This is a genomic window from Bacillus sp. 7_6_55CFAA_CT2 (assembly GCF_000238655.1).
GTDB lineage: Bacteria > Bacillota > Bacilli > Bacillales > Bacillaceae_G > Bacillus_A > Bacillus_A cereus.
Window position 1 is genome coordinate 48,630 of the sequence record NZ_JH414717.1, and the last position, 24,940, is coordinate 73,569.

The window sequence follows — 24,940 nt, forward strand, 5'->3', positions numbered from 1 at the left end:
CCAAGTTATCTGATGTACTGATAACATAGGATTTTCCGAAGATTTATGATATGTAATTTGGTTAGATGTTACAATTTTTAAGAAAATATGGATTGACGATATTGTTCAATAGTTGTAATCTTGTTTGTGATAGATTGTTTGTAAGAACATCTAACAAGCGAACTACTAACAATTACATAGTACATGGGCAGAAAGCAATAAGAGTTGGCGCTCCTATTACTTTCGACCTTCTTAAAACAAATCAGGTGTTTTAGAAAGGCCGCCCACTTTGATGAAGCATAACTAGATGCAACATCAATAATATTATACTGTTTCGTGTGTTTATACAAGGGTATACTTGCGCGATTTTACTGGCAAATATTATTGATTTTGTTCGGTTATTCTTCAAGAAGTGGTTCTTCGGATATGAGGAAAAAGGCGTAAACTAAAGCACATTAGTTTACGCCTTTTTTGTTTCTTTATCCGTAGACTGCATTGAAAATTTTATAATGCTCGCCTTGAAATTTGTTTTAAGAGTTATGTGATTCTTGGTTGAGTTGAAAAACTTGTTGTTAGATGAACAGCAGATCCTGAGAAAATCGGCTGTTAAATATAAAAATTAAAGATTGGAGACGATGTTCATGCGTGCAAAAGAGTTTAGCAAAAAAACACATAGTTTAAAAGTTGTACAAGAAATGGATACTGGTGCTTTAGTAAGAAAAGCACATTCAATTAGTACTTTTCAAGGACAAGAATATATCGTTTTAGATAATGGCAATCTGTATAATCCAATGCAAAAACGTGAAATTCCGTTAGCAAGAGTATTTAGGTACATCAAATGTGTAAGAAACAGTTATGGCGTTATAATCGCAAAGAAATCAAATACTAGTGCGAAATTGATGGAAGTTAAATTTATCAAAAAATCAAAGCAAGTTAGCTAATAATACAATATTTGATCATTTAATTGTGCATGAAATATAAATGCACCAGGGATCATTTGAAGTTTTGGAGTCGATAAGGAATGTTGTTATGAGGATTTAATCCTATCAAATAATTACTTTCTTTTAGTTTAAGATGATCCCGATTGTCCTTTGAAAATTGTATATAGATGCTGGGGGAGTGCCACGACCACTATTTGCCACTCCATTTCGTGAATAGGGAGAAGAAATACACGAATAAACCCTGAGGGTCATAAGTACCGCTTGTAAGAAAGCAACTAGTGGTGGTCTATCTTGTAGGACATTAAGCTCTACAAATTACTTAAAGGTTTGCTGTACATTAGATCATAGTTAGATCATAGCGCCATGACGGATTATTCCTGAGCGATTGACTGTACAATCATACCTTTAGCGAGTGGGCGAAACGAGACTAATCGTCACTTTTGTTAAATGAAGAATCTCCTTCTTGCATTTGCAAATGTATAAATATAGACCTTTAATTTTTAATCATTTTAGGATTGAAAAGAGTTTTATGTAGAATTAAGCTGATCAAATATTAAATTGTATAAGAGGTAGCTTGTGAAAAAATTATACGAGCTGCATTTAAAGGGAGTAAGAAAATGAGAAAGGAACACCGTGAAAGGTATGTAAAAAAATTGCAGGTGTTATAACAGCAAAAAGGAAATATCCTACGGGATATTTTGTTGTAGGAGAATATGATTTAGGTTTAGAATTTCAGAAAGAAATGGTAGATACGTTAGATCATAACGACGTAGTGAGCTGCCATTTAGATTTTAATAAATATGATAGTGAAGCTGATTGTATTATAGCCTTGAAAAGAGCCAAGAAGCATTTAGGTGAAAGTAGAGAATCAGAAAAGATGCAGATTTTAGTTATTACAGCATTTGATCGTCTTACTAAAAAGTATATGGATGCCGTAAAACAATTAATTGGCTGTAAGGATATTGGTATTAATCTATTGATTAGCGCAAATATACCATTGGTTCATATAGTTGGTTTAACTGAATACATGATTACTTTCGATTCAGCAGCTAAAGTCTTATCGGAATTTTATCGCTATAATACACAACAGGTCATTTGTTCACTATACAATGAAACTTTAGCTCGAAATAGTAGTAGAGCTTGGAGGTGAGTGAGCTGAATGTTAACGCAAAGGCAAGGAAAATCCTGAAGAGTAAAAGTATTAGCGTTGGTCTATTTGACTTAGATGAACGTTATAGTTTAGGTGAAAAAATTAACGTTTTTTGTAATAGTATGAATGCAATTTATACGTTTACAGTGATTAATATAACATTGGTTCGAAAAACACATTGGGTTGTACATTTAAAGTGAGATCCATTGTGTTATAGCGCCATGAAAATAAAAGGGTCTCACATGTTGATATGATGATATAATAATATAGTTACTATCAATAGAATGGGGAGAAGAGACCATGTTAAAAAACATGAAATTATTATCGGTTTTATGTGTCTTTATAATCACAATACTTTCGGGTTGTAGTGATAATTCACTAGCATTTAAAAAAGGTGAAAAGTATAAAGAAAATGATGGATCAACATTCATAGAAATAGTTGAAGAAAACGAATGGAAGATGCATCGTAGTAAAGATCGACCTAACGAATATGCTTTGTACAAAGTAGAGGAAACAGAATTTAAGGCAGGGAAATACGCTGTTGTATCAATTTCATTAAAAGAGAAGTTTGGTAAAAGTGATCCTTTACGACTTGCTAATGGTGGAGAAAAACATTTAGTTTCACCTACTGAGAATGGAATTTCTACTAAAAGAGTTGATTTATCATCAGATAACTATTGGGAGAATTTCCAAAAAGAATTTAAAGCAGCTGATGATAAAGAAGCTTTCCTAAAAAAATAGCTGAAGGTAAAACTCGTAAGTACGAAAAAACAAATTAAATTAAATGTAATAGTGAGAGTGGAATCATTTTAATGATTCTGCTCTTTTTTATTGTCAAAAGTAGGGGAATGGGAGGTAAGGGGATATGATTGGCCGAGATCAAATGATATTACCAGCTATGATAACTTTTATGGTTTTAATGATTTTGTTATTTGATGCATCACTTTCATTCATCATGATTCTTACAGGAAAGACAATGTAGTAATGGAGAACGTTAGAGCATTTATAAAAGATGCCTGTTTGTGGTTGCTGGTTTTGGTTTTAACAACTTTAACCTGGATAGGAATTGAAAAAATAGTGATTACCATGATATTAGATTAAATTTATTTTTTGTTTGCAAACTCTTTTTGCATGACCACAAGCTAAATAGAAACGGGGTGTTAGTTTGAGGGAACTTGATATGAGTAAGCTGGTCATTGGTAGTACAAGTTCTGGAAAAGGAAAAGATTTTTCTGTTCTTTTTAAAATTCTAATAAGAGAAAAGAAAAATTTAGTAGTAATAGATCCATTAGATAAATTGAAACATTTATATCCTAATAAAGAAAAACAAGGCTATCGTATTTTAAGGTATGTTTTAGAAAAAGAAGATGTCTTGCAGCAAGTAGAAATGGATTTGTTGAATTCAATAAAAGAGAAAGTTCTAATCCATGTAAGTTTTCCTAAGGCATTTTCTAATAACAAGGAAAATAATAGCCATCTTGTTTTAGAATTTTTAAGTATAGTAAAACGAAATAAAGGTGTAGAGTGGGAAAAGAGAGATTCGTTAGAATTGTTTCTTATGGAATATGAAGGTTATGCATCCCCTCAACTTAATGATTTTTTGAGATTTGAGTCGTATTAGAAGAGTAGATTCCTGGGAACTGCTCTTTTTTTATTTACCAAGATTAGCGATAAACAAAGTATATTGAGTATTTTCAGTATGTTTTGTTTGTAATTAATCGATTAATTACATTCTAAATAAAAAATGGGGTGTTAATATGACAAGGCTTGGTAAGGTTGAAAAGGCTGTTGAAATTGTAGTTGAAGAAATACATGAACAGGAGAATGTAAATACTGCTATCGTTGGTTCTACAGGTACTGGAAAAGATTTTTCCTTTATATTGCCTAACATCCTGTTAGAAGATAGGAAAAATTTAATAGTAATAGATCCATTAGATGAACTAACGATAACAAATTTATATCCTTTTAAAGAAAAACAAGGCTACCGTATTTTAAAATATACTTTAGAAAAAGAAGATGCCTTACAGCAAGTAGAAATGGATTTTTTGAATCCAATAAAAGAAAAAATCCTGATTCATGTAAGCTTTCCTAAGACGTTTTGGGATGGGGCGGAAAGAAACAGTCGTCTCGTTTTAGAGTTTTTACAAATTGTGAGAAGAAGACAAGGTGAAGAGTGGGGAAAGGGAAACTCGTTACATCTATTCCTTATGGAATATGAAGGTTATGCATCTTCCAATTTTAATATTATTTTAGGGTTGTTACCTGGATATAAAATTAGTACTACATTAAGTGTGAAGCATGTGAAAGGTTTAGATAATGGTATTTTAGATAATTGCCATTACGTCCTTTATAAAAGGCTAAAGGATGCAGAGACAGCCGAATGGATTGCACATAAGTTGAAGAATTATCAAGTAGATTTCCAATCGAAAATACTTGGCACAGATTTATTATTTTTACCGTTAACGGCTGATATTCTAATGAATTTACCTCTTGAAACGGGACTATTACATAAAAGATGTGGGGATTTTTCTTATAAAAATCATCCCTGGGTGAAAATTGTAGAAACTTATAATACTGAAGAAATTTTAGGTAGACCTTTATATGATAAAGTATAAAAGTTTTAAAAGAGCAGATTCCCAGGAGCTGCTCTTTTTTAGTAGTTGTATATAAGAGTGGAGATAGTGCTTATATGTTCCCCTTCTCCTTATATTTCGTGCTATCTCTACTCTTATGTACATCTAAAACATTTTAAACAAGGAGAGGTGCAGAACATGTTTAAAAAGAAGAAGATAGATCCTATTGAATTTTTAGTATATGGTAAGAAGGATTTTGATAAGTTACCTATTGAAATTTGCTTGTATGCTTTAGAAAAAATCAAACAGCATCAAGAATTTGTCGCAGTTAAAATAGATATTGGTATTTTAGGAAGAAAAATAAACATAAATACAGCTGAAATAAAAATCGATGCGCTAAATAAAAAGGAATGGATAGTACGTTTTGGTGAATATGATGTGTTTTTATATGATAATTTTATTGCAAGTACACCTGTTAATTTTAAATGGATCAATGAAAAACAGTTTGAAGTTAAGTTTAGTCAAAAAATAAGTGATTCTTCAAATGTTTATGTTAAATTTTACGGTGATATTGGGAACTTAACAAAAGAAAACTATTTTGCAGGTTAAAGTGGTGTTGTAAAAGAGCAAATCCTAAAGGGACTGCTCTTTTTTTTAACATTTGTATATAAAAGTAGAGGAGTTGTTTTTATTGGTAAAAGAACCATTAATAACAGAATCCGAATTAGTTAGTTTAAAGCATAATTCCGAGAAAGAAAAACAAGTGGTGCTAGAAATCTATAGAATTGCCTTTGAAAATTTTTTAGAAAAAAAGTTTACTAATAAATTCCTTACAAAAAAAATTAGAGAGCAAATGAATAGAGGATATGATTATTTAGCGATAAGCCTACTGAATTGCGACATTATGCGGAATCGTACTAGTTTCAATTTCAAGTATATGATTGGAGAAACATTTTCGAATTTATTTTGGTGGTTTTTCTTTAATCGTGTAGTTATTAAACGGAAGTTTTGGAAGTATCGCAAAGAGGTACAAAGTATTGTAGGTCTTTTTAGGGAAAATGAAATTATTCAACTTAGTATGGAAGAAATTGTAGAAGAAGTGATTTATAAGAGTGAAGTTTTCCTGAAAATAATTGATGATCTAGAGAAATCAGGATTAAGAATGAGTGTGAAAGTTGATGGGGAAATCTTTATCTTACTTTTAACATGGGGGAAATGGATAGAGACGGACAATGAAGAAAATAATGAAAATTTAATTTTGGGGCAATCAACTAATGGAAAGTCAAGTGCTGCTAGTGAACAAAGAATTTTGAAAGATTTAGAAAAGCAACGAGAGCAAGGTTATAGCATACATCCACTTTATGTTGATCCAACAAACGGAGATAAAGAAAATAAAGAAAAATAGAAAATGTAAGAAGTGCCAGGGCAAAGGTTTTATGTTCGGTAAAAATTACATAATAAAAGAAGGTTCTTTTGGGTATGAACAGCATGAATATGGTATTGAAACCTGTACTAATTGTTTTGGGAAAGGTGTGAAGTAGAATATGGTGTATAACATTTTATTTGCACTCTTTGGGGGATTATTTATATTTGGGATAATTTATGGTTTTTCCCCTAATCCTAATAAATCTGATGTTAGGCAAATAATTGGTTTTGTATTAATGATATTCGGTTTAATCGGTCTTGTGGTTACATTGCGTTTATTTTCTAACGATATAAGTGAAAATATCAAAGAAAATAATCAAAAAATTGAAATGGTAAAAGAACAGGTAAAATACAACGAAAAGAAACAAAATGAATTGTTAACAGAGAAGTTTAAATTACCAATTACAGACATCTTAATAGAGCAAATTCCAAAGACAGAATACTACAAAGTAACAACAAATGAAGGGATTTATAAAGTAGCATATGCATATGATTCTGATGATAGGATTATAGGTTTTAAGGAATTTAGGCAAATTATATCTGCAATAAGTAAGGAGAGTAATCATGAGCAAGGAAGTAACAATTAAAATTAATGAAAAAGGTTGGGAAATGCTCGTTCAAGTCGGGGAGAACTTATATGAAGAGAAAGGTGTTATGCAGAAGTTAAATGATGCTTTAAATGTAAAAGGTGTGTTAGACGAGGATGCTGAATGGATGTCAGATCCTTTGTTTCAAATACTTAGTGAAAACTTCTTTTGCTATCAAGTAGCAAATGCTTTAATAAAAAGCTAGTAGGAGGGTGAATGTTTTGAATGCGGTAGAAAGAGAGAATAAGATAAGCAAACTAAAAAGTGAAATCAATAATATATGGATATCTCTAGCAATAGGAAGTGTTTTTTATCTTTTAGGATGGTTGTGTTTAGAACCAATGCTGAAAGAATTGGCAAATTTAGGAGGGGTTGAAAATAAACCATTAGCCTATGTTCAAAAAATGTTTTTTGATTACGCCATGGTTGGTATGTTTTGGATAGGGTACATTATAGGACTTATAGCTATTTTTAAGAAAAAAAGTGAAATTAGGAGATATAAAAAAGAAAAAGATACTACTTCAAAAATTAATATACAAAAAGGTGATATAAATCAATATGAAAAAGGGGATAGAGATACGATGAAACGAGTATTTAACCAAAACAACAAAGTTTTCACTAATAAAACGAGAAGTAAAGGAAGTCCAATACGTTCATACAATGGATCTACTCGTTCTGCTAATAGTATAGAAAGTAATAACATAGCTTTAGGTGATGCATTAGAAAGTTCAATTTATTCAACAGGGAATGATAACGACTGCTCTTCATCAAGTAGTTCAAACTATCATAGTTCCGGTTCAGATTATTCATCATGTAGTTCAAGTTATAGTAGTTCCAGTTCAGATTATTCATCAAGTAGTTCCAGTAATGATGGTGGTTCAAGTTGTGATTAATTTTCTATGAAATTAACAAAGTATAAAACTTGTACTAACGAGAGCAGCTCCTTCAATGGCTGCTCTTTTTCTATTGGGACAGATTAGCTATAAACAAAGTATATTGAATGTTTTCAGTATATTTTGTTTGTAATTAATCTTAAAAAAGGAAAGGCAATTTAAGAAATTAGGGAAGTAGGGATGAAGATATGAATAAGAAAAAAGCATTAATAAGTTTAGCGTATGCTATGGCGCTATATAGCTTAGTAGGATGTTCGAATGCTGCCAATACAGGTACTATGGCGGCAGAGAAAGAAAAGGCTGCTACAAGTGAAAATAAAGAAGTTACAAACACTGAAGAGAATTATGAATTAGGTGAAATTAAGATTACAAATAAAGAACGAAATAAGGAATCAAGAATAGAAGTTGTAGAAGCTCATATTGTGGATGATGGTAAACAAGGACTAGATCCTCGTAATACAGCCTTACAAGAAGTAATCATTTTACATGATAAGGGTGAAGGGTGTAATTATCTATACACCTATAGTTCCAGCAGTACAGGATCGGGTTCAGCAACAATGAACAAGTTAGAGTGTGGGAAAAAGGAGTAAATAACAATTAAGGGGAGAGTAAGTATGAAAATAAAAGAAACAGATTGCAAATATACGTATTGGGAAGAATCAATAAAAATGTTTTATAAAAAACAAGAATGGCAGCGGAAAAGAGAGCAAGCTATTAAAGAAAAACGGGAAGGTAAGTAGCATGGATTCGCAAACAAAGAAAAATACGAAATCAATAAAAGGATTAATTAAAATTATAAGCATAAGCATACTAGTTGGTGGATTTTTAGTTTATATAGGGCTTGGTGTTAATGAATATTTGGATAAAACCAATAAGATGATTGCTATAAAAGAAGAACAGACTCAAAAAAATATAAAGATAGCAGAAAAGATGATTGAAAAAGAATTAAATATTAGTAGTAAATATTTCAAAATGGTTGGTATACAACCATTTTTACTTGGGGAAGTAGAAGTAGAGCTAAACGCTAATACGGAAGCTTCTTGGATAGAAAAGGATTTAACTTGTAAGGTGCAAGTAAATGGCGAGAATTATAGCGTTATTTTTGAAAATCAAAAAGTAGATGCTAAAAATGAAGAACTAGAAATGTATGAGCCAATAAAAATTAACAAGATTATAAAGGAGCAGAAATAACATGTCAGCTGATAACAAAAGGTTTGGTGTATATGCAGATGGAGTACTTATGTACAGCTTTGATGATGTTTTGGAAGCTTATGATAAGGCGAAATATGTAACAGAGATTACAAAGATACCTTGTGAAGTTAAAGTTCTATCTAGAAGTAAGGTAATAAATCTATTAAGGCAAATAAGAGAAAATAAAGCGATTATAGAACCGTTCCCTCAGTTTATTGGATTAGATGTATGGCTTAAAGAGTTTCATGACTTATTTCCCCGTTGTAATGAAGAAGGAAAATACTCACTTCAAGTTTTTACTGATAGAGAAAAGGATAGGGATGATGAATGTTTTGTTGGTATATCTTATGGTATAAAGTTGGTAAAAGATGAAGAAGTGAAATGGAAGAAAATTATTATTCAGGGGCATGATTCAGCGCTTGTTAGTGACATAGCAAATTTTTATCGTGCTATTCCCTTACAAGTATGTAATGCCATAGCGCTATATTTTCAGCAGGGTATTTATAAATGGACAAGTATTGAATGTAAAATAGTATATGATTTTAAAATGTTTAATAAAGAAGCTTTTGAGTACAACCCTTCAGATTCTTCTGTAAAAAGGTACATTTTTGATAAAGAATATGGAGATAAAATATCAACAACATTAAGTGGATGGCGATAGAATATGAAAAAGATAATAGGCGGGGTATTACTAAGTGTTGTATTATTGGGAGCTTGCCAGGATTCGAATGTAGGGGCAACGGAGAGGGATGAAAAAGCAAAAGAATACCTAGGGGAACAAAATGAAATGCATGTATTCGTTGATGAAGAAACGAAATGTGAGTATTTATATGAAACTAGAGGGCAAGGGGGAATGACGATAAGATTAGATCAATACGGAAAGCCAAAGGGATGTAAGAAGATTTCTAAGCAAGAAAGCAACTAAGTTGTAAAGGAGAATTGTTAATGTCAGTTTGTAATGAAGGAATTCATGAGGATTATACTTATGGATTCCTTTTTTATTCTAAAAATAAAAGAATTGTTTTAGATGATGGAAATCAAGAATATCCAATCGATGCAGCAGAAGTACTACTGGAACAAGAATATGTGTTTATAGATGAATTAATGAAGCTTGATCCAATAAAAATACCTGGGTTGAGAGCAAGAATTAAATTACAAGCAAATTAAATAAAAATCAAAAGTCTATCAATTATTATATGGTAGGCTTTTTAGTTTTATTTAAAAACATGGCGCTATGTCGTTATTATTCAATTGAAAGGAAGGTTGTTATGAAAGAAAAAGCTAGAAGTCCAACATTCTGATATTGGGAAATCAATATTAGAAAGGAATTGAGCGCCAATGAAGTTTAAAAAAGGATTTGCTTTAGCCGTATTGCTACTATGCTTCATTACTTTCTTTAGTAAAGGGACAGGAGTAAAGGCAGCATATCCTAATGACATAATAAATCCAGGGGCATTAATCGATTCTAACATTGCAACAGTTGTTGGTGAAGATACGAGAATTAACGCTAAATATAAATTCTATGCGGAATTTATAAAAGACGTTACTACAGTTGAAACTTTCGGGAATGCAAATTGGGAATTAAAATGGAGTCCTTCAGAGGGGCAAGATTTTCTATCATTTATACCTACAAACGATAACCAAAAAGGACAAGTAGGTGTTATTTATCGAAAAGTTGGTAAGTTTAATGGGAAATGGATAGATTTAAAGATAACAGTTGATAATTGGGACAGTTACTCAAATCAGAAGGGGAATATTTCCTATTCACCTAAAGGCATTAGGCATGCGACACAAAACTATAGATCTGTTACACAAACATGGCAGTTTATGGACAATGAAAGTGGAAATGTCGTGTCGTTAGATGGTTACCTTACATTTGCTGATATTGATGTAAGACAAGGAATACGTCTTAGTGACAGTCAAATTAGTGCTTTAGATGGATTATATGCAACCAATGATAGATGGCTAAAGCATGAATATAATAATGGTTTGCATTCAATTTTTGATTCTACGAATAATAATGTTTTTCCCGATGGTTTACCAACTAACAATCCATTATATTCTCAATTTCCATATAATCATGACAAGTTTACTAATCTGACAATTACTTTTAGTAATACTTCGAAGATTACATTTGATTGGACAAGGGCCTTTATTGGAAAGTGGGATAGTCCTACTATAAACCCTGACTTTAACCAACTAAATGACGTTCAGGTTTTCTTCACTACAGGGAAAAAACTAGCAAGAACTGAAATTCTGAAACCTGAAAAGTATATTAGTGTTTCTTCAGATGAAAAATTACTTACGGAGAATGTATTGAATTCTTATAAACAGAAGTTTTCGTATCATTTAATACATCAAGTTCATGATGAATACAAGGAACATTATTATGAGAATTACGAGATAAAGGACAGTATCCCTGAGGGATTGAACATTGAATCCATTAGTATTCATGATGAAGAAGGAAATGATGTTAGTGAATTTTTCAATAATAACAGTAATGGAAATACAGTGCTATTTAAAGCTAAGTCAAATGCTTTAAAGAGTAGTTCATTTTATGGAAGAACATACAAGGTAAAAATTGATGTTGTACCTTCTAAGATCGAAACTTTAAATAAGTTGGTCAAGAATGATGTTGTTGAATGGGTTAATAAATTATCTGTTACTGTAAATAAAGTTGTTAATACATCTAATACTGTTTCAACTAAGTTATACAAAAGGAACGTTGATGTATGGCATTTAGATAAGATTAACAATGAAGTATTAGAGCATACAACAGATAAGAAGTTCGATGGAGAAGATTATTCTTATTCTACAAAAGATACCTTTAAAAAGGAGAAATTGAGCTATACACCCGCTCCGGTGGAAATAAAAAAAGGAACGGTCGCTGGTGAAAATGTGGAATTGAAATTTTACTATCATCTTCCTTTTTTAGATGTAAATATGAAACACATTCAGATCTACACTGCAAATGCTAAAAAAGGATTGCCAGTAAAGTTTGATATAACAAAAACTTTTCCCTATGGCGTTAATATCCCTGAGGTTTCTTCTAAGAAAGTGAAGATTGAATTGTTTAAAAAAGGCTCTAATCAGGCATTGATTTCAAAAGAATTTATATTGAAAGACATACCCGATCATATTGGTGACTGGATTGTACCAAAAGATGGATTGGAAAAAGATAAGCATAACAATTACATTGTAAAGATTTCGGGTATAGATAAGGTTGAAATTACATCTAGTATTCCTGAAATTGATACAGATGGTTACACTTCTTCAGAGAAAAGTATCGATGCGGATGTTCAAAAGGATAAGAATTTAGTTTATAAAGGTGTTGTAATGACTGAACGTGAAGCCCGTAAGGAAATGGAGCATCATTATGAATCGTTAACAATTCCACTACAAAAATTAGAAAAACTAAAAACAGGCTATGGATTTGATTTGAAAACGAGTGCCAACTATAAAAATGATCTAGCAATTCCTTATGAAATTAAAATGAAAGCCCTAGTGGATAATAGGTTAATTGACTCGTATTTAGATTACGAGAAAAAACAAGGTAAAGCGATTATACCACTAGATCAAACTAGTAAAAGGATTAGCTTAGACAAGAAGAATAGTGATTTTATATTTGAATTGCCACACGTTAATGTGGAGGAGAAATCAGGTGCTTTATTTACGGATCAACAAGTAAAGAATCATGATTCACGTATTAAGCATGGTTTGAAAGATGGAAAGCGTAAGTTATATGCTCCAATATGGGCTGAATTAGGTGATTATAGTGTTTATTTGACATCTAGTGAACCAATTGGAGTAAATCAAATTGATTTTGGAATTGCTAACTCTTTAAAACTATATGCATATATGTATGGAACGATTGGATCAGAAACAATCAAAGATGATGAATTACTTCTAGAGCCTGTAGATCCTAAAAATCCTTTCCCAAACGGTAAACCTTCTGATTGGTCAGATGAAGATATTGCTTGGTTAAAGCGATAGGAAAGGAGTGAGAATACATGAATGTCCTCACTTATAATTCGGCCAAGAAACAAATTATCTTTATGGCACTATACTTCGTAATTACAGGAATCGTAATTCGTTTAATTGGATATTCGTTGGAAGGCAGCCTTTCCACTTTTACACAAGCAGGAATCGGAAACTTACTTTCAGGTAACTTATCATTGGGTGATTTATTCCATTTTGACTTTAACTTTGATACAAGTCAATTTGATGGATATAGCTTTAATATGTGGATTGTCGCTATTAAAGACAAGTTTCATAGTTTTATAAATGATTTGATGCCTACTACGTTGGGTGCGGTTAACGTGCTTATGTTGAATAAATACTTAACCGTAGAGAGAGCTATCAAATTAGGAATTAGGTTGTACTAAAAAAATAATTGGGTAAGGAAAGAGACGTAATTTTAGAATTACGTCTCTTTTTTATATAAAAAAACAAAAGTTGAGAGGATGTTGTAAAAATGTTAGATCAAAATACGGATAGAACTTGGTGGATGATTGGTGCAGTAGTAGTAGGAGCGATTTTAATTTTGGCAGCAAAAACCGCTTATCCTGAGGTGTTTCAAAGTGTTATTACGTACTTCAAAAGCACGCTTACAAGTGTCAAATAATTAACTAGTATGTATATGCTAAGTGAATATCTAACAAGCATAAAAAAAGGAGGAATAGTTCCTCCTTTTGCTTGTAAGAAAGGAGAAAAAAGTTGAAAGACTATCCTTTCGTAATGATGTTATTAATCTTTGGTCTCTTTATGACTGTAATAGGTGGTTATTACTATCAGCAAAATTTCTCAACAGATTCAGTTATTCAAGGAATGACTGAAACCGTAAGATCAAGTGCAATTGCTAACGCAGATAATAGTTCACGTGTTCAAAGCGGAGAATTATTTATTTCAAAGCCAGGATTTGAAGAGGATTTCAAAAAACGTATTAACTCGAATAATCTTGTGAAAATCAAAAAAGATGCTAAATACGAGTTTAAGTATCGTGATAATAAAAATGGTTCAACAAAAGCCATTAGGGTCATTATTCAAGATGGGAATAAAACGTATCAAGCTACATGTAAAGTGAATATAGCTGCATCTTAGAAGAAAGGAGAAGAAAATGTTAGGAATAAAAAAGCCGGTAACAAAAAAGAAAAAACAAGGATTTGAATTTAATCCTAAAAATCTTCAGAGGATTAAAGAAGATTTGAATACCAAGCATGCAGAGTTAGTAATTGATGCGTTACTTAATGAAGAATCACGTAAAAAAATTAAACATATTATTCAAAACGATTATGCAGTTATGTTTGTGGATTATGACGATGACAAAGATATAGCGGAATATGTTGTGTCTGAGATTATTGGGACAGGCGTGATTGAGAGACTCATTAAAGAACGCCCTGATATTACTGATATATCCTATAATGGAAGTCATTTAATAGTGGAGTCAAGTGATTACAAAGGGAAATATGAGAATTCTGATCATATTATTTCAGAGGAATATATTTCTCGTGTAATTCAAAAATTTGCAAATGCTGTAGGGACAGAATTTGTTCCTAAGAAGCCAATTTTTGATGGGGTTTACGGTTCAATTCGTATTAATGCAGTGCATTCCCAAAATACAGTTGGTAATTCAACAATGTCATTAAGGATAGTACGCCCTCGATTAGCATTGAACGAGGAGAATTTTGCTACATTTGCACCTGAATTTATGCTTGAATTCTTTAAAGTACTTATGATTAGTAGAAATAATATTTTAATCTCAGGAGAAACAGGGACAGGGAAAACAGAGTTTTTGAAGCTGCTATTCTCCTATATTCTGTTTGATCATAAGGCAGTTATGATTGAAGATGTACCCGAAACGCATGTTAAACAATTATTTCCTGATAAGGATGTATTAAGTTGGTTAACTGGACATGGTGTAACAGTTACTGATTTAATCAAAGCTGCACTAAGAAATAATCCACGCTGGATTATGATTTCTGAGCTTCGTGGTAAAGAGACTTATGAAGCAATTCAAGCGGTATTGTCGGGACATCATGTAGTAACTTCTCTACATTCAGTGGATGCTGAGACATCGCCTAAGAGACTTGTTAATATGTCTAAAATTGGTTATCAAGTCGATGAAAAATCTCTAGAAGAAGATATTCTGCGTTATTTTGGTTTTGGTTGTCACATTAAGAGGGTAGTGATAAAAACAACTGGCGAAAATGGTGTGAAAATTAATCGAGTTATTCGCTATTTAGCAAAGGTAGTCGAATATTCACATGAAGGATGCAGAATGGTATTTGAACAAAAATATAAAAATGGTAAGTTTACTTACTCAACTGGAAGTTTATCAGAAGAATTTTATGAGCGTTTAGCTGAAGCTGATTTGAATTATGAACTTCCACAACATACAGATGTATTTGCAGGTAAAGATGGTTTGTTAGTAAGAAGATAAGAAAGGAGAATGTTAAAGAAAGGAGGTATGAAGCTTGAAAGTATCAACTTTTAATGCAAAAACAAGAAAGAAAAAGTTTGTTAATGCGGATGAAATAAATGCTATAAAAGTAGCTTATGGAAAACCGTTAGAAAGAAAGGATTATCTGAGATATGGATTAATTCCAGGTTTGATTGCAGGCGGTTTTTCATTTATTTTGCTGTATTATTGGTGGGTATCTTTGATCATAGGGTTTATAGGTGTTTTATATGGACTAAAGGTATTAATGCCAAAAAATATTCAACGGGTTTACGAACGATTGTCATTTAACGAGAGAAACAAGTTCGTTAACAATATGACTCAGATTCTTACAAATGATAGTAACACCTTGCTAATTGCTCTAGGACGAGCAAGTAATCGGGCAGGGGGAGAGCTAAAGAAAGACCTGAAAGTATTACAAGCGAAGTTAATGGGGGCAGATCATGAGCAAGTGCTTCATGCTTTCAAAGAGCTTTCTAATAAATATCGTGATGATATTATATTTGTTCAGTATTTAGAGCAGATAGAAACGGCTGCGTTAGAAGGTAGAACAAATGTAGATACGTTGAAAGACATAAAATCATACCACAATGAAATGAAGGAGAAAAAAGAAGATTATCAGAGGAAGAAAGACGGTCATTTAAAGGATATGAAAATGCTATGTGGCTTAGTGGTGTTTTTCATTATCGTCATTGCAATATCATTTAGTTTTGATACTTTTCTTCAGGCGTTTGCAAGACATCCGATTGGCTGGGGTACTTCTGCGATCTACATGTTATTAATGGTTTTCTTCTCTAAGTCTTTTGCTACCTATTACTTTGATGACTCGATATTGGAGGTAAAAACATGAGGATAGTAGCAGCGACTAATACGAAAAAAATACGATATAATCGATTGTTAGCAGAAGAGAAGCTATATGACATGCTAGAGGAAATGGGTAATACAAAAACAATGATCGATAATTTCCAAAAGAAGCGAATTAAACAAACGCTTTTAATGGTGGTTATCGGTTTTTTTATGGGATTATTTCTTTCGAAATGGTGTTATCCATTAGCGATTATCTTGCCAATCTTCTTTTATCGCTCAAAATACAACCATGTGGTGAATATGTATTATGCATTTAAATTTGAACGTCATTTAAGCTTTATTAAGTTTATGAGATTGCTAATTCCTTATCTAAAGGAATCGGAGGGTGGGACTAGCTTGTATCAAATACTGCGAAAAATCTTAAAGCGAACAGGGAATCCAGTTGATGTAAATTCAATAGCTAAATTTATGTCGGAATTGACGGATAAACCGAATGACATTCAACCATTTACTGATTTTGCTGAACGTTCTAGTGGTACTGATATGTCAGTCCTATTTATGCAAACGATTTATGATTTCCAACAGAATTCTTATGATACGAACGTTATTGACGAATTAGGGAAAATAGCGAGTGCTGAATTGCAAAGAGCAATTAATGAAATTGTAGCGTTTAAGTTAAAACGTTTTTCCTTTTTCCCTACAAAAATTGTAATGAGTTCTTTCCTAATAGTAATTGGTTATGCAGCAGCAATCTTGGCTTATAACTTATCAACAATAAGTTTAGGATAAATTTCTATGAAAGGTGGAAATGAGTTGAAATTTAAATAAGTAGGTGTAAATAATGCCAGAAACTTCAATTATGGAAATAACAAAGTGGTACATTAGTTTGTTCTTAATTATCTTAATAGTAGCGGTAACGGTACTGTGTATTAAAGTGTCAAATATAAATTCTTATAAACAACAAGTAAACTACCAAATTGAAAGGCATGGTGGACTTACTGAAGTAGCGGTTCGAAATTTAAAAGATTACAGCAATAAGCATTATAAAGGTGCTTTCGATGTAGAGAGTAAACAATTAAACAAGAAAGTACAATTTGGCGAAACAGTAGATTACCAAGTAAAAGCTACTTTTAAGATTGAACTTTTTAATTTACCCGATGTACACATGAAATTTGATGGATCTGCATCTTCGCATGTCCGTTAGAGGGAAGGTGATGAAGAAATGCTTGATCAAAATGTTTATCGCCTACTGATATTAATAGGCGGTGTTATTGTATGTGCAGGGGTTTTCTTGTTGTTAAAAGGAGAATATCCTGTCATTCAAGAGACGTTTCAAAATTTCTTCTCTCAAAGAATTACAAAGTATTAAGTAAAGGAGTCACAATATATGGCTAGAAAGAATGTGAAAACCGAAAAAACACCATTGCAGAATGCAGCAGCAGTGCTTTTAAAGAAACAAGGGAAAACATATGAGGAATGGTCACAAAAAATTGTAAGTGACAATTGCCTGTCTCTACTTCAAGGGGGGAATCCTGAGTGGAGAAATAGGATGTTAGAAGGAGCTGCGATGGATCTCATCGCAGCTTCTGTTGTTGAAGAGGAAAATAAGAATAAAACACAAGCTCGATCTCAATCAGATACACAAGTGAAACATAATCACTTAACTCAAAATAATTAATCACATAAATAAGAAAGAGGGAATTTAAAATGGATTTATTTACTGCGTTTTATATCAAATTATTAACTTACAATGACTTTTTCGACTCTGTTAGTAATGCTATGAACAGCTGGACTGGACGACTACAAGCCATTGGCTTAGTAACAATTGTTTTCTGTGTTTGTATTGCTGGTTTTATGTTCTGGATGGGCGAGGAAATGAGTCGAAATGCAAAAAAATGGCTTATGCGTATTGTTATTGGTGCGATTTTCGTATTTGGCGCAGGTGTAGTTGGACAAACTATCCAAGGTGTAACTGGCGGTTTCTAAGATTAATAATGATTAAAGGAAGGGACTCTATTATAAAGAGTTCCTTCTTTAATTATTTAATAGAAAAATAATTATATACATGGAATGAGGTTAAGAGAATGTATGTAGAATTTTTACAAAAAGATCAATCTAAAACTTTTAAAAAGTTTTTAAGGAAAAATAAGGCTGGGAATGGTAAACAATTAGGGTTACAAGTAACGGAAAACTTAATTCAAAAATACATTGCAGAAAATCAACAAAATGATCGAGTATCTTTCCTATTACAAGATATTGAGAATGAAAAAGCTTACGAATTTGAATTACCTATAAGAGCAGGTGAACAGTTTTCACTTATTACTGCAATTTCCCAAGATCTTGAGGAAAGTACAGATTTTGATCAGGCAATGGAGATTAAACAAAAGGTATATGTAAATTACAAAGCAGAAGAAGAACAACATCAGGATAGCTTAGAGGAAGAAGTAGAAGAACCCAAAAAGAAAAAGGGTGGATTTTTATCAAAAATCTTTGGGAAAAAGGATGAGAAAATAAATCAGGATACTACTTCTACTAAAAAGGTATATGATGCTGACATGCAAAAAGAGTTTGCATCTGAAGAGGAAAATCTTTTTGAAGAAATGCCTATGCATGAAATGAAAGGTGAGGGGGCAGATATTTTTGGTGCTGAAGATATTCAGGGGTTACAAGAACAAGCTGCTGCTTTATCTGAAGTGAACGAGGTAGATCCTTTTGCTGTTGAGGATGAATTAAATGACCAACTGCCTACAGGGGTAAATCTAGAAAAGGAAAGTGAAGATTTAGCGTTTGTAGTAAGTGAAAATGATCCAGTTCAGGATTTAGAAAAAGAGTTGCTATGTAAAGATTCAGTAAAGGAAGAGCAAAACAAAGCATCCAGTGTTGAAGTTCAAACCAAAGATGTAGAGTTCCCTGAATATAGTCAATTTGTGGATTTAAGGGAGGTTGAAGAAAAACAAAAGCGTTATGATTCTCGATTCACTGTAAAACATCTATTAGGCCTGTTAGGTATGAATGAGGAAACTGCAGAAACCGAGTTAGAGAAGAAAAAATTGCATTATGCAAAAAATGTTTTAAGTGGAAAAGGATTTTTACTAATCCAGGATAGATATTATCAAGACATTAATAATCTGCGAGATGAAATTCGTTTAGCCCTTGAAAATATTCATAAAGAAGTCATGATGCGTGATTATCAAAAAGAAGCAGAGGATAGGCTGCAAGGATTTTTTGAAGAGAATTTTCAACGGATGGTAGCAGAGTTAGACGAATTTACGAATAAAGAATATCAAGAAATGCAGCAAAAAATTAAAACGTATCAAGAAAAACAACAATTAGAATTAGAGTCATTTAAATTGAAGCAAGAAGCAGAATTAACAGCATACAGTTCCGAATTAGAAGAACGTAAAACCATGTTAATAAATGCTCGTGAAGAAGAGTTAAAGACAGAGAATGATATTGTACAGAAGAAGATGATTGTAGAAAAATGTTATGAGTTAAAGGTAGAAGGTAAAAACGAGTTAATCGATAAAAAGAGCATGTACGTATCTGAGTATACGGATGCGGTAGAAGATATTATGAATGCAGCATATGAACAGCAAGAAGAACAATTTACTAGTATAGAGAATGAGATTAAGGAATTAACTCCTGTATGGAAGGAAGAAATACAGGCAGAACACGATAAGAAAATGGAAGAACGTCAACTAAGAATAAAAGAAGACAAGACTAAGTTGGAACAAGACACATTGGCTTTAGAACAGAGAAAGCAGCAAGCTCTAGAAGTGAAGCGTAGTGAAAGAGAAAGTGAGTTACTGAAATTGGTTGAAGATTTAAAAGATCAGTTAATAAAGGCTCATGGTAATACAGGACAACAACCACAACAGCAAATGTATATGTATGCACCACCTGTACAACCTGTAGTACAGCAACAGCCAGTATATATGTATCAACAACCTGTAATGCAGCAACAACCAATTCAGCCACAAGCAGCGCAACAACCTGTAATGCCATCGCAAACAGAAAGTAATCCAAAGAAACGTAGAAGCCTGCTTGAATTTTGGTATAAAAATGAGAAATAGTACTAGATGAGGAGGAAATGCGAGTGGCAATCGGAAAAATCTCATTGAAACGAAAAAAATATCTTCATCATGATTATAAAATCGATGGTGAAGATCTACCGCAAGAAAAGAATAAAATTAATAAAAAAGCACTCGCAATTTCTTCAGCTGCGGTGCTTTTTCCTTTTGGTGGTTTAAATTTTGTAGCAGGTACGTATCAATCAATTATAAATGATTTATCGAAGACAGTTGAAAAACCAACTATTTTTGATGTGTTTGGTGCAGATTGGGAGAAAAGTGTATCTATTAAAACTGCATTCCTGCCTGTGTTACCTACAAATATATACTTGTTTAGCTTATTGGCTTCAACGCTGGTAGGTTTTTTGGTGTATTCAAAAGTTAATTATCGAAGTGACGAAAATGTAGCCTATGGTCAAAAAGGAGACAGCCGCTTCACTACAATAGAAGAAATAATAGAGCAATATCGAGAGATTCCTGAGAAAACTGAAGTGTTTGAGGGATATGGTGGTGTACCTGTTTCACATTATAGAGACAAATATTATATCGATACAGATACTGTAAATACCGCTATTCTAGGGGTTTCACGTTCAGGTAAGGGTGAAATGATAGTAGTCGTTATGATTGATATTTTGAGTAGAGCAAAAAATCAATCGAGTATGGTAATAAATGATCCTAAGGGCGAGTTATACAGTGCATCTAAAGAAACATTAGAAAAACGTGGCTATGATGTCCAGGTTTTAAATATTTTAGATCCCTTACAAGGTATGTCGTATAACCCGTTACAGCTTGTTATTGACGCTTGGATGAATGGAGATGATCAGGAAGCTGCAAAACGTGCAAATACATTAACATTCTCGTTATATAACGATCCTAACGCTGGTGACAATACATTCTTTAATACTTCTGCCCAAAATGCTATTAACGGTATTATCTTAGCGATTGTTGACTACTGTGTAAAGAATAATTGCATTGAAAAAGTTACGATGCACAATGTATCCCAAATGCTTAATGAATTAGGAACATTTTATTACAAAGAAAATCCCGATGATTTTATTGAAAAGAATGCTTTAGATGAGTACTTTAAGAGCTTGCCACAAGGGAATGTAGCAAAGATGCAATATGGATCAACTAGTTTTGCAGGGGAAAAGGCTAAAGGTTCAATTTTGGCTACTGCAAACCAGGGGTTACAAACATTTGCTGATAAAATGTTTGCAAAAATGACATCAAAATCTAGCTTGGATCTAAAACAAGTAGGCTTCCCTAAAAATTTATTCTTCCAACTAGATGAACGCTTTCTAAATAAACGTGTAACAGTGTCATTTCATAAAAATGATGAGAAAAAGACGGAAATAGGCAGCTACAAAATTAAGGTTAAAGCTTTAGGGATGTGCAACATGAATTTTGATGAAACGTTAGAAGATGGAGATTTGTTACTGATTCGTTATCAGGATGATGAAGATCCAAATAAAAAATATAGATTATTGTATAGCTTGAATTTTGAAAAGCTATTGGATGAAAAGGGAAGAGTGGTTTATCAGAAAAAGGAAGGGTGTGAGGATAAGCCTGAATATAAGCGACAAGTAGTACTAAATATGAAGGCTAATACATTCCCTCTTAAACCTAAAACAAAACTTACGTATTCAGATAAACCAACAGCTGTTTTTATGATTATTCCTGATTATGATAAGTCAAACCACACTTTAGCAAGTATTTTTGTTAAGCAACTATATACAGAGTTATCTATGAATTGTAATGACACGAAAGGGAAAAAATGCTATAGACGTGTTCATTTCTTGTTAGATGAGTTTGGAAATATGCCACCTATTGATGATATGGGGGGAGTCTTAACGGTTTGTGCAGGGCGTAATATGTTGTTTAATTTAGTACTTCAGTCTTACTCACAAATTGAGAAGCTTTATGACAAGGAAGCAACAGAAATTAAAGATAACTGTCAAAACCATATTTATATTATGTCTACCAACAAAGATACGATTGAAGAAATTTCAATTCGTGCTGGACATACAACGCCTATTGGTAAATCTTCTAATGAAAGTCATATGGATGCAGATAATAAATTAACTAAAAATGCTGATCAGCAGCGAATTATTACTCCGGAGCGTTTATCACAATTTATAGAAGGGGAAACATTGGTACTTCGGGCACTTCATAGACAAGATATTAATAGGAAGAAGGTAAGAGCATATCCGATTTTTAATACAAAAGAAACTAGTATGCCTTATCGTTGGCAGTTCTTAGGGGATGATTTTGATACCTCTAGGGACTTGAATGAAATAGATATACCTTCTCTACATACTGGATTAGATCTAACAGAACTGTATTTGGATTTCTTAGACTTCATATTAAACAAAACTGCGAAAAAAGAATACAAGAAAAAGCAACAAGCTAATCCTGTAGTTAAAAATCAACTTACTATTGATGATGTAATTAAATCATTAATTGGGCTTGTAAAAGAAAAAAGAAATGCAAATGATACAGAAGATATTCGTAAGAGGTTGGTACAAATGCTATTAAATTATGCGAAAGATAACATTGCACCTAAAACGGAAGAGGTTGCATTTTTAATAGAGCATTCTTCAAATCATGCAATTACAAGTTATCTAGAAGAATTATTGAAGATATTGACAGAATAATAGAGTCAAAATAAATAAGAAAGGTAGAACAGTTATGGCTGCTACGAAAATTAAAGAATGGATTTTACATTGTAAGAGAGCAGTAGTTACTGGGGTACTTACAGTTACTACGTTGCTATTTAGTCTTATATTTGCTCCATCCGCCTTTGCTGGATGGTGGACTGATATTGTTTTTACAGTAAAAGATATTGATAAAGCAGAAGTAATAGCATTCCTGAAAAATGATTGGATAGAGTATTCAAATATATTTGGTTCTTTTCTTCAAGCGTGTGAAGGAGGGATAATCAGAACACTGTTTAGGATAGCATCTTCTTTAGAAGGATTAATTCCTCAAACATTCTCATTCTTTGATGTATTAAAGGATGCAGGTTTGAATGATTTTGCATCATCCCTAATGAAAGGATTATTCTACGCTTTATTTGTATTGATGATAGCTTGGTTAGGATTTAGAACTATCATTCAACATAAGCCACCACGATTTAAATCAGTGGGGGTTAACATTATTGTAATGATTGGGTTGTTAGGCGGATTAAATGAATTCATGGCAGATTTACAAAAAATGTCCACTGATTTTTATGAAGAGGTAACTGAATCAAATAAAGATGATGGTGGATTAGCGTGGAACTTAGTAAAGCATAATACAGCTGATTTAGTTTATCTAAGTACGGTAGGTTTTGATGCTATAAAAACTAAGGACACAAAAGCTGTTTCTGATGGACAATTGGGTAAGAATAACCTGACAGAAGAGATGTACTTAAAAGCAGATTTAGGCGATTTAATAAGTTATGAAGTTGTAAAAAAATTAAAGGATAATGATAATGTAGCGAGAGAAACACAATTCTTAGCTTACAAGGTTACAAATAACGGAGCTGAAGAAGATCTTGAATCAATTGAGGAGAGTTTTTTCAATCCTTTTAGCGACACATTTCCATCAGGATATAATCGTTATCCGATGAAATTTGGAGTTTTGTTTTGGGGATTATCAGCTTTAGTAGTAGCGTATTTGTTTACGCTTTTTGTATTTATTATGACCATATTTGAGATTGCAATGAAAAAAATTGTTGCTCCACTAGTATTTGTAACGGATATAGAGACAGGTGAAAAAACAAAAATGGTTATACAGGATATCTTAAGAGGATTCCTGTTATTTGCGTTTACTGGAATAAGTTTACGTTTCTATATTATTGTGGTTAATTTCTTAGCAGATCAAGATGTTAACACGTTCCTATATATTGTAGCTATGATTTGTTTAACTACTGCATTAATTAAAGGATCTGAATCGATTCTGAAATACTTTGGTGTAGATGTTGGGTTGAAAGAAGGAAAGAATAATTTAATGAGTGCTATAGGGACATTGGCTACTGCTAATGGATTAAGAAAAGGTGTAGGAAATATGGTTAAGGGTGCAAAAAATATGTTGAGTGGTAGTGGACAAACACGTGAAGATACACCTAAACGCTCTGAAATGGACTCGGAAGATAAGGATGGAAATCCAAATGGGGAGCAAAAAAATAACGCTAAAAAAGGTATACAAGCGAAGAAACTTGCTAGAAATACCGGTGCTGCTATAAGTTATGCTGCAAATCGTGGAGTTGGTGGCATGATGAATGATGCTGGGAATAAAGTGGCTGATACTGTAGGCGGTGCTGTTAATAAAGGAAAAGACAAGGTTTCAGGTGTTGCTAAAGGTGTATCGGATGGAGTAAAAGGTACAATAGATGAATTTAAGAGCGGCCAGGCTGAAGGACAGCAAAAAGCCCAGGCAAATGCAGATCGTCAAACGCTAAATAAAGTAGGAAAAGACATCCAAAACAATGCGAATTCAGGTGTTGAACAACCTGTAAGTCCGAAATTAGCTAATAATTCAAATTCAACTTCTGCTGCAAGTCATAATGCTAGTGAGGGGATGAAGGGACAGAAACAAAAAGCAGTACAAGATATTGAAATGGAAAGCAAATTAAGAGAGACAGGAAGAGCCGAAGGATCACAAGGCGAAGTGAAAGGTGAAAAACAAAAAGCAGCAAGAGATATTGAAATGGAAAGTAAATTAAGAGAGACAGGAAGAGCTGAAGGATCACAAGGCGAAGTGAAGGGTGAAAAACAAAAAGCAGCAAGAGATATTGAAATGGAAAGCAAATTAAGAGAGACAGGAAGAGCTGAAGGGTCACAAGGCGAAGTGAAAGGTGAAAAACAAAAAGACAGTAAGAGATATT

General features: G+C 32.7%; 29 protein-coding genes and 2 pseudogenes. All 31 read left to right on the forward strand.

The window, feature by feature from the left end; all coding sequences use genetic code 11:
• The first annotated feature begins 620 nt into the window (after nucleotides 1–620).
• The gene (locus HMPREF1014_RS27825) at nucleotides 621–920 is read left to right on the forward strand and encodes a hypothetical protein (protein ID WP_001201723.1); all 300 of its coding nucleotides are present in this window, start codon (nucleotides 621–623) and stop codon (nucleotides 918–920) included.
• A gap of 617 nt (nucleotides 921–1,537) precedes the next feature.
• Nucleotides 1,538–2,070, forward strand: a pseudogene (locus HMPREF1014_RS27830) (hypothetical protein).
• Nucleotides 2,067–2,270 (forward strand): hypothetical protein, encoded by a 204-nt coding sequence (locus HMPREF1014_RS32405; protein ID WP_001292886.1) that lies wholly within the window; start codon nucleotides 2,067–2,069, stop codon nucleotides 2,268–2,270. Before HMPREF1014_RS27830 ends, HMPREF1014_RS32405 begins: the two are co-directional and overlap by 4 nt.
• 100 nt (nucleotides 2,271–2,370) lie before the next feature.
• Nucleotides 2,371–2,849, forward strand: a pseudogene (locus HMPREF1014_RS27840) (DUF5512 family protein).
• Nucleotides 2,850–3,250: 401 nt separating this feature from the next.
• A complete protein-coding gene (locus tag HMPREF1014_RS27850) occupies nucleotides 3,251–3,691 on the forward strand; it encodes a hypothetical protein (protein WP_009327705.1) in 441 nt (146 codons plus the stop codon).
• Between the two features lie 136 nt (nucleotides 3,692–3,827).
• Nucleotides 3,828–4,685 (forward strand): hypothetical protein, encoded by an 858-nt coding sequence (locus HMPREF1014_RS27855; RefSeq protein ID WP_000197447.1) that lies wholly within the window; start codon nucleotides 3,828–3,830, stop codon nucleotides 4,683–4,685.
• A 156-nt stretch (nucleotides 4,686–4,841) separates the two neighbouring features.
• Entirely contained in the window at nucleotides 4,842–5,252 is a 411-nt protein-coding gene (locus HMPREF1014_RS27860) for a hypothetical protein (protein WP_000473582.1), read from the forward strand.
• Between the two features lie 82 nt (nucleotides 5,253–5,334).
• Nucleotides 5,335–6,048: a hypothetical protein gene (locus HMPREF1014_RS27865; protein WP_000237921.1), complete on the forward strand. Its 714-nt coding sequence runs from the start codon at nucleotides 5,335–5,337 to the stop codon at nucleotides 6,046–6,048.
• A gap of 139 nt (nucleotides 6,049–6,187) precedes the next feature.
• Entirely contained in the window at nucleotides 6,188–6,655 is a 468-nt protein-coding gene (locus tag HMPREF1014_RS27870; protein ID WP_000262964.1) for a hypothetical protein, read from the forward strand.
• Entirely contained in the window at nucleotides 6,633–6,860 is a 228-nt protein-coding gene (locus HMPREF1014_RS27875; RefSeq protein WP_000032568.1) for a hypothetical protein, read from the forward strand. The genes HMPREF1014_RS27870 and HMPREF1014_RS27875 overlap by 23 nt, the downstream gene beginning before the upstream one ends.
• A gap of 16 nt (nucleotides 6,861–6,876) precedes the next feature.
• Nucleotides 6,877–7,548, forward strand: coding sequence for a hypothetical protein (locus HMPREF1014_RS27880; RefSeq protein ID WP_000994673.1), 672 nt, complete (start codon nucleotides 6,877–6,879; stop codon nucleotides 7,546–7,548).
• Between the two features lie 188 nt (nucleotides 7,549–7,736).
• Entirely contained in the window at nucleotides 7,737–8,138 is a 402-nt protein-coding gene (locus tag HMPREF1014_RS27885; protein ID WP_001035192.1) for a hypothetical protein, read from the forward strand.
• A 24-nt stretch (nucleotides 8,139–8,162) separates the two neighbouring features.
• Nucleotides 8,163–8,288, forward strand: a complete 126-nt coding sequence (locus HMPREF1014_RS32410) for a hypothetical protein (protein ID WP_000693572.1) — start codon at nucleotides 8,163–8,165, stop codon at nucleotides 8,286–8,288.
• A gap of 1 nt (nucleotide 8,289) precedes the next feature.
• Nucleotides 8,290–8,739, forward strand: coding sequence for a hypothetical protein (locus HMPREF1014_RS27890; RefSeq protein WP_000378293.1), 450 nt, complete (start codon nucleotides 8,290–8,292; stop codon nucleotides 8,737–8,739).
• A gap of 1 nt (nucleotide 8,740) precedes the next feature.
• Nucleotides 8,741–9,400, forward strand: a complete 660-nt coding sequence (locus tag HMPREF1014_RS27895) for a hypothetical protein (protein WP_001271592.1) — start codon at nucleotides 8,741–8,743, stop codon at nucleotides 9,398–9,400.
• Between the two features lie 3 nt (nucleotides 9,401–9,403).
• Nucleotides 9,404–9,664, forward strand: a complete 261-nt coding sequence (locus HMPREF1014_RS27900) for a DUF6440 family protein (RefSeq protein WP_000720128.1) — start codon at nucleotides 9,404–9,406, stop codon at nucleotides 9,662–9,664.
• Between the two features lie 20 nt (nucleotides 9,665–9,684).
• Nucleotides 9,685–9,906: a hypothetical protein gene (locus tag HMPREF1014_RS27905; protein WP_000109694.1), complete on the forward strand. Its 222-nt coding sequence runs from the start codon at nucleotides 9,685–9,687 to the stop codon at nucleotides 9,904–9,906.
• Between the two features lie 171 nt (nucleotides 9,907–10,077).
• Nucleotides 10,078–12,732: a hypothetical protein gene (locus HMPREF1014_RS27910; protein ID WP_009327706.1), complete on the forward strand. Its 2,655-nt coding sequence runs from the start codon at nucleotides 10,078–10,080 to the stop codon at nucleotides 12,730–12,732.
• Nucleotides 12,733–12,749: 17 nt separating this feature from the next.
• Complete coding sequence (locus HMPREF1014_RS27915) at nucleotides 12,750–13,124, forward strand: hypothetical protein (RefSeq protein ID WP_001101882.1); 375 nt, start codon at nucleotides 12,750–12,752, stop codon at nucleotides 13,122–13,124.
• An 89-nt stretch (nucleotides 13,125–13,213) separates the two neighbouring features.
• Entirely contained in the window at nucleotides 13,214–13,363 is a 150-nt protein-coding gene (locus HMPREF1014_RS31825) for a hypothetical protein (RefSeq protein ID WP_000886833.1), read from the forward strand.
• Nucleotides 13,364–13,455: 92 nt separating this feature from the next.
• The gene (locus tag HMPREF1014_RS27920; protein WP_000656420.1) at nucleotides 13,456–13,839 is read left to right on the forward strand and encodes a hypothetical protein; all 384 of its coding nucleotides are present in this window, start codon (nucleotides 13,456–13,458) and stop codon (nucleotides 13,837–13,839) included.
• A gap of 16 nt (nucleotides 13,840–13,855) precedes the next feature.
• The gene (locus HMPREF1014_RS27925; protein WP_000900634.1) at nucleotides 13,856–15,178 is read left to right on the forward strand and encodes an ATPase, T2SS/T4P/T4SS family; all 1,323 of its coding nucleotides are present in this window, start codon (nucleotides 13,856–13,858) and stop codon (nucleotides 15,176–15,178) included.
• 34 nt (nucleotides 15,179–15,212) lie between these two features.
• Nucleotides 15,213–16,046 carry a hypothetical protein gene (locus HMPREF1014_RS27930; RefSeq protein ID WP_000868854.1) on the forward strand — a complete coding sequence of 278 codons (834 nt, stop codon included), beginning with the start codon at nucleotides 15,213–15,215 and terminating at the stop codon, nucleotides 16,044–16,046.
• Complete coding sequence (locus tag HMPREF1014_RS27935; RefSeq protein WP_001223411.1) at nucleotides 16,043–16,792, forward strand: hypothetical protein; 750 nt, start codon at nucleotides 16,043–16,045, stop codon at nucleotides 16,790–16,792. The genes HMPREF1014_RS27930 and HMPREF1014_RS27935 overlap by 4 nt, the downstream gene beginning before the upstream one ends.
• 52 nt (nucleotides 16,793–16,844) lie before the next feature.
• Complete coding sequence (locus tag HMPREF1014_RS27940) at nucleotides 16,845–17,207, forward strand: DUF4320 family protein (RefSeq protein WP_001115348.1); 363 nt, start codon at nucleotides 16,845–16,847, stop codon at nucleotides 17,205–17,207.
• 18 nt (nucleotides 17,208–17,225) lie between these two features.
• Complete coding sequence (locus HMPREF1014_RS31830) at nucleotides 17,226–17,372, forward strand: hypothetical protein (protein WP_000886835.1); 147 nt, start codon at nucleotides 17,226–17,228, stop codon at nucleotides 17,370–17,372.
• Nucleotides 17,373–17,390: 18 nt separating this feature from the next.
• Nucleotides 17,391–17,681 (forward strand): hypothetical protein, encoded by a 291-nt coding sequence (locus HMPREF1014_RS27945; protein WP_000101596.1) that lies wholly within the window; start codon nucleotides 17,391–17,393, stop codon nucleotides 17,679–17,681.
• 29 nt (nucleotides 17,682–17,710) lie between these two features.
• Entirely contained in the window at nucleotides 17,711–17,989 is a 279-nt protein-coding gene (locus HMPREF1014_RS27950) for a TrbC/VirB2 family protein (protein WP_000362949.1), read from the forward strand.
• Nucleotides 17,990–18,087: 98 nt separating this feature from the next.
• The gene (locus tag HMPREF1014_RS27955) at nucleotides 18,088–20,076 is read left to right on the forward strand and encodes a coiled-coil domain-containing protein (protein ID WP_000289147.1); all 1,989 of its coding nucleotides are present in this window, start codon (nucleotides 18,088–18,090) and stop codon (nucleotides 20,074–20,076) included.
• 17 nt (nucleotides 20,077–20,093) lie between these two features.
• Nucleotides 20,094–22,727, forward strand: coding sequence for a VirD4-like conjugal transfer protein, CD1115 family (locus HMPREF1014_RS27960; RefSeq protein ID WP_009327707.1), 2,634 nt, complete (start codon nucleotides 20,094–20,096; stop codon nucleotides 22,725–22,727).
• Nucleotides 22,728–22,761: 34 nt separating this feature from the next.
• On the forward strand, nucleotides 22,762–24,940 hold a 2,179-nt coding region (locus HMPREF1014_RS27965), incomplete at its 3' end, for a pLS20_p028 family conjugation system transmembrane protein (protein ID WP_000741605.1).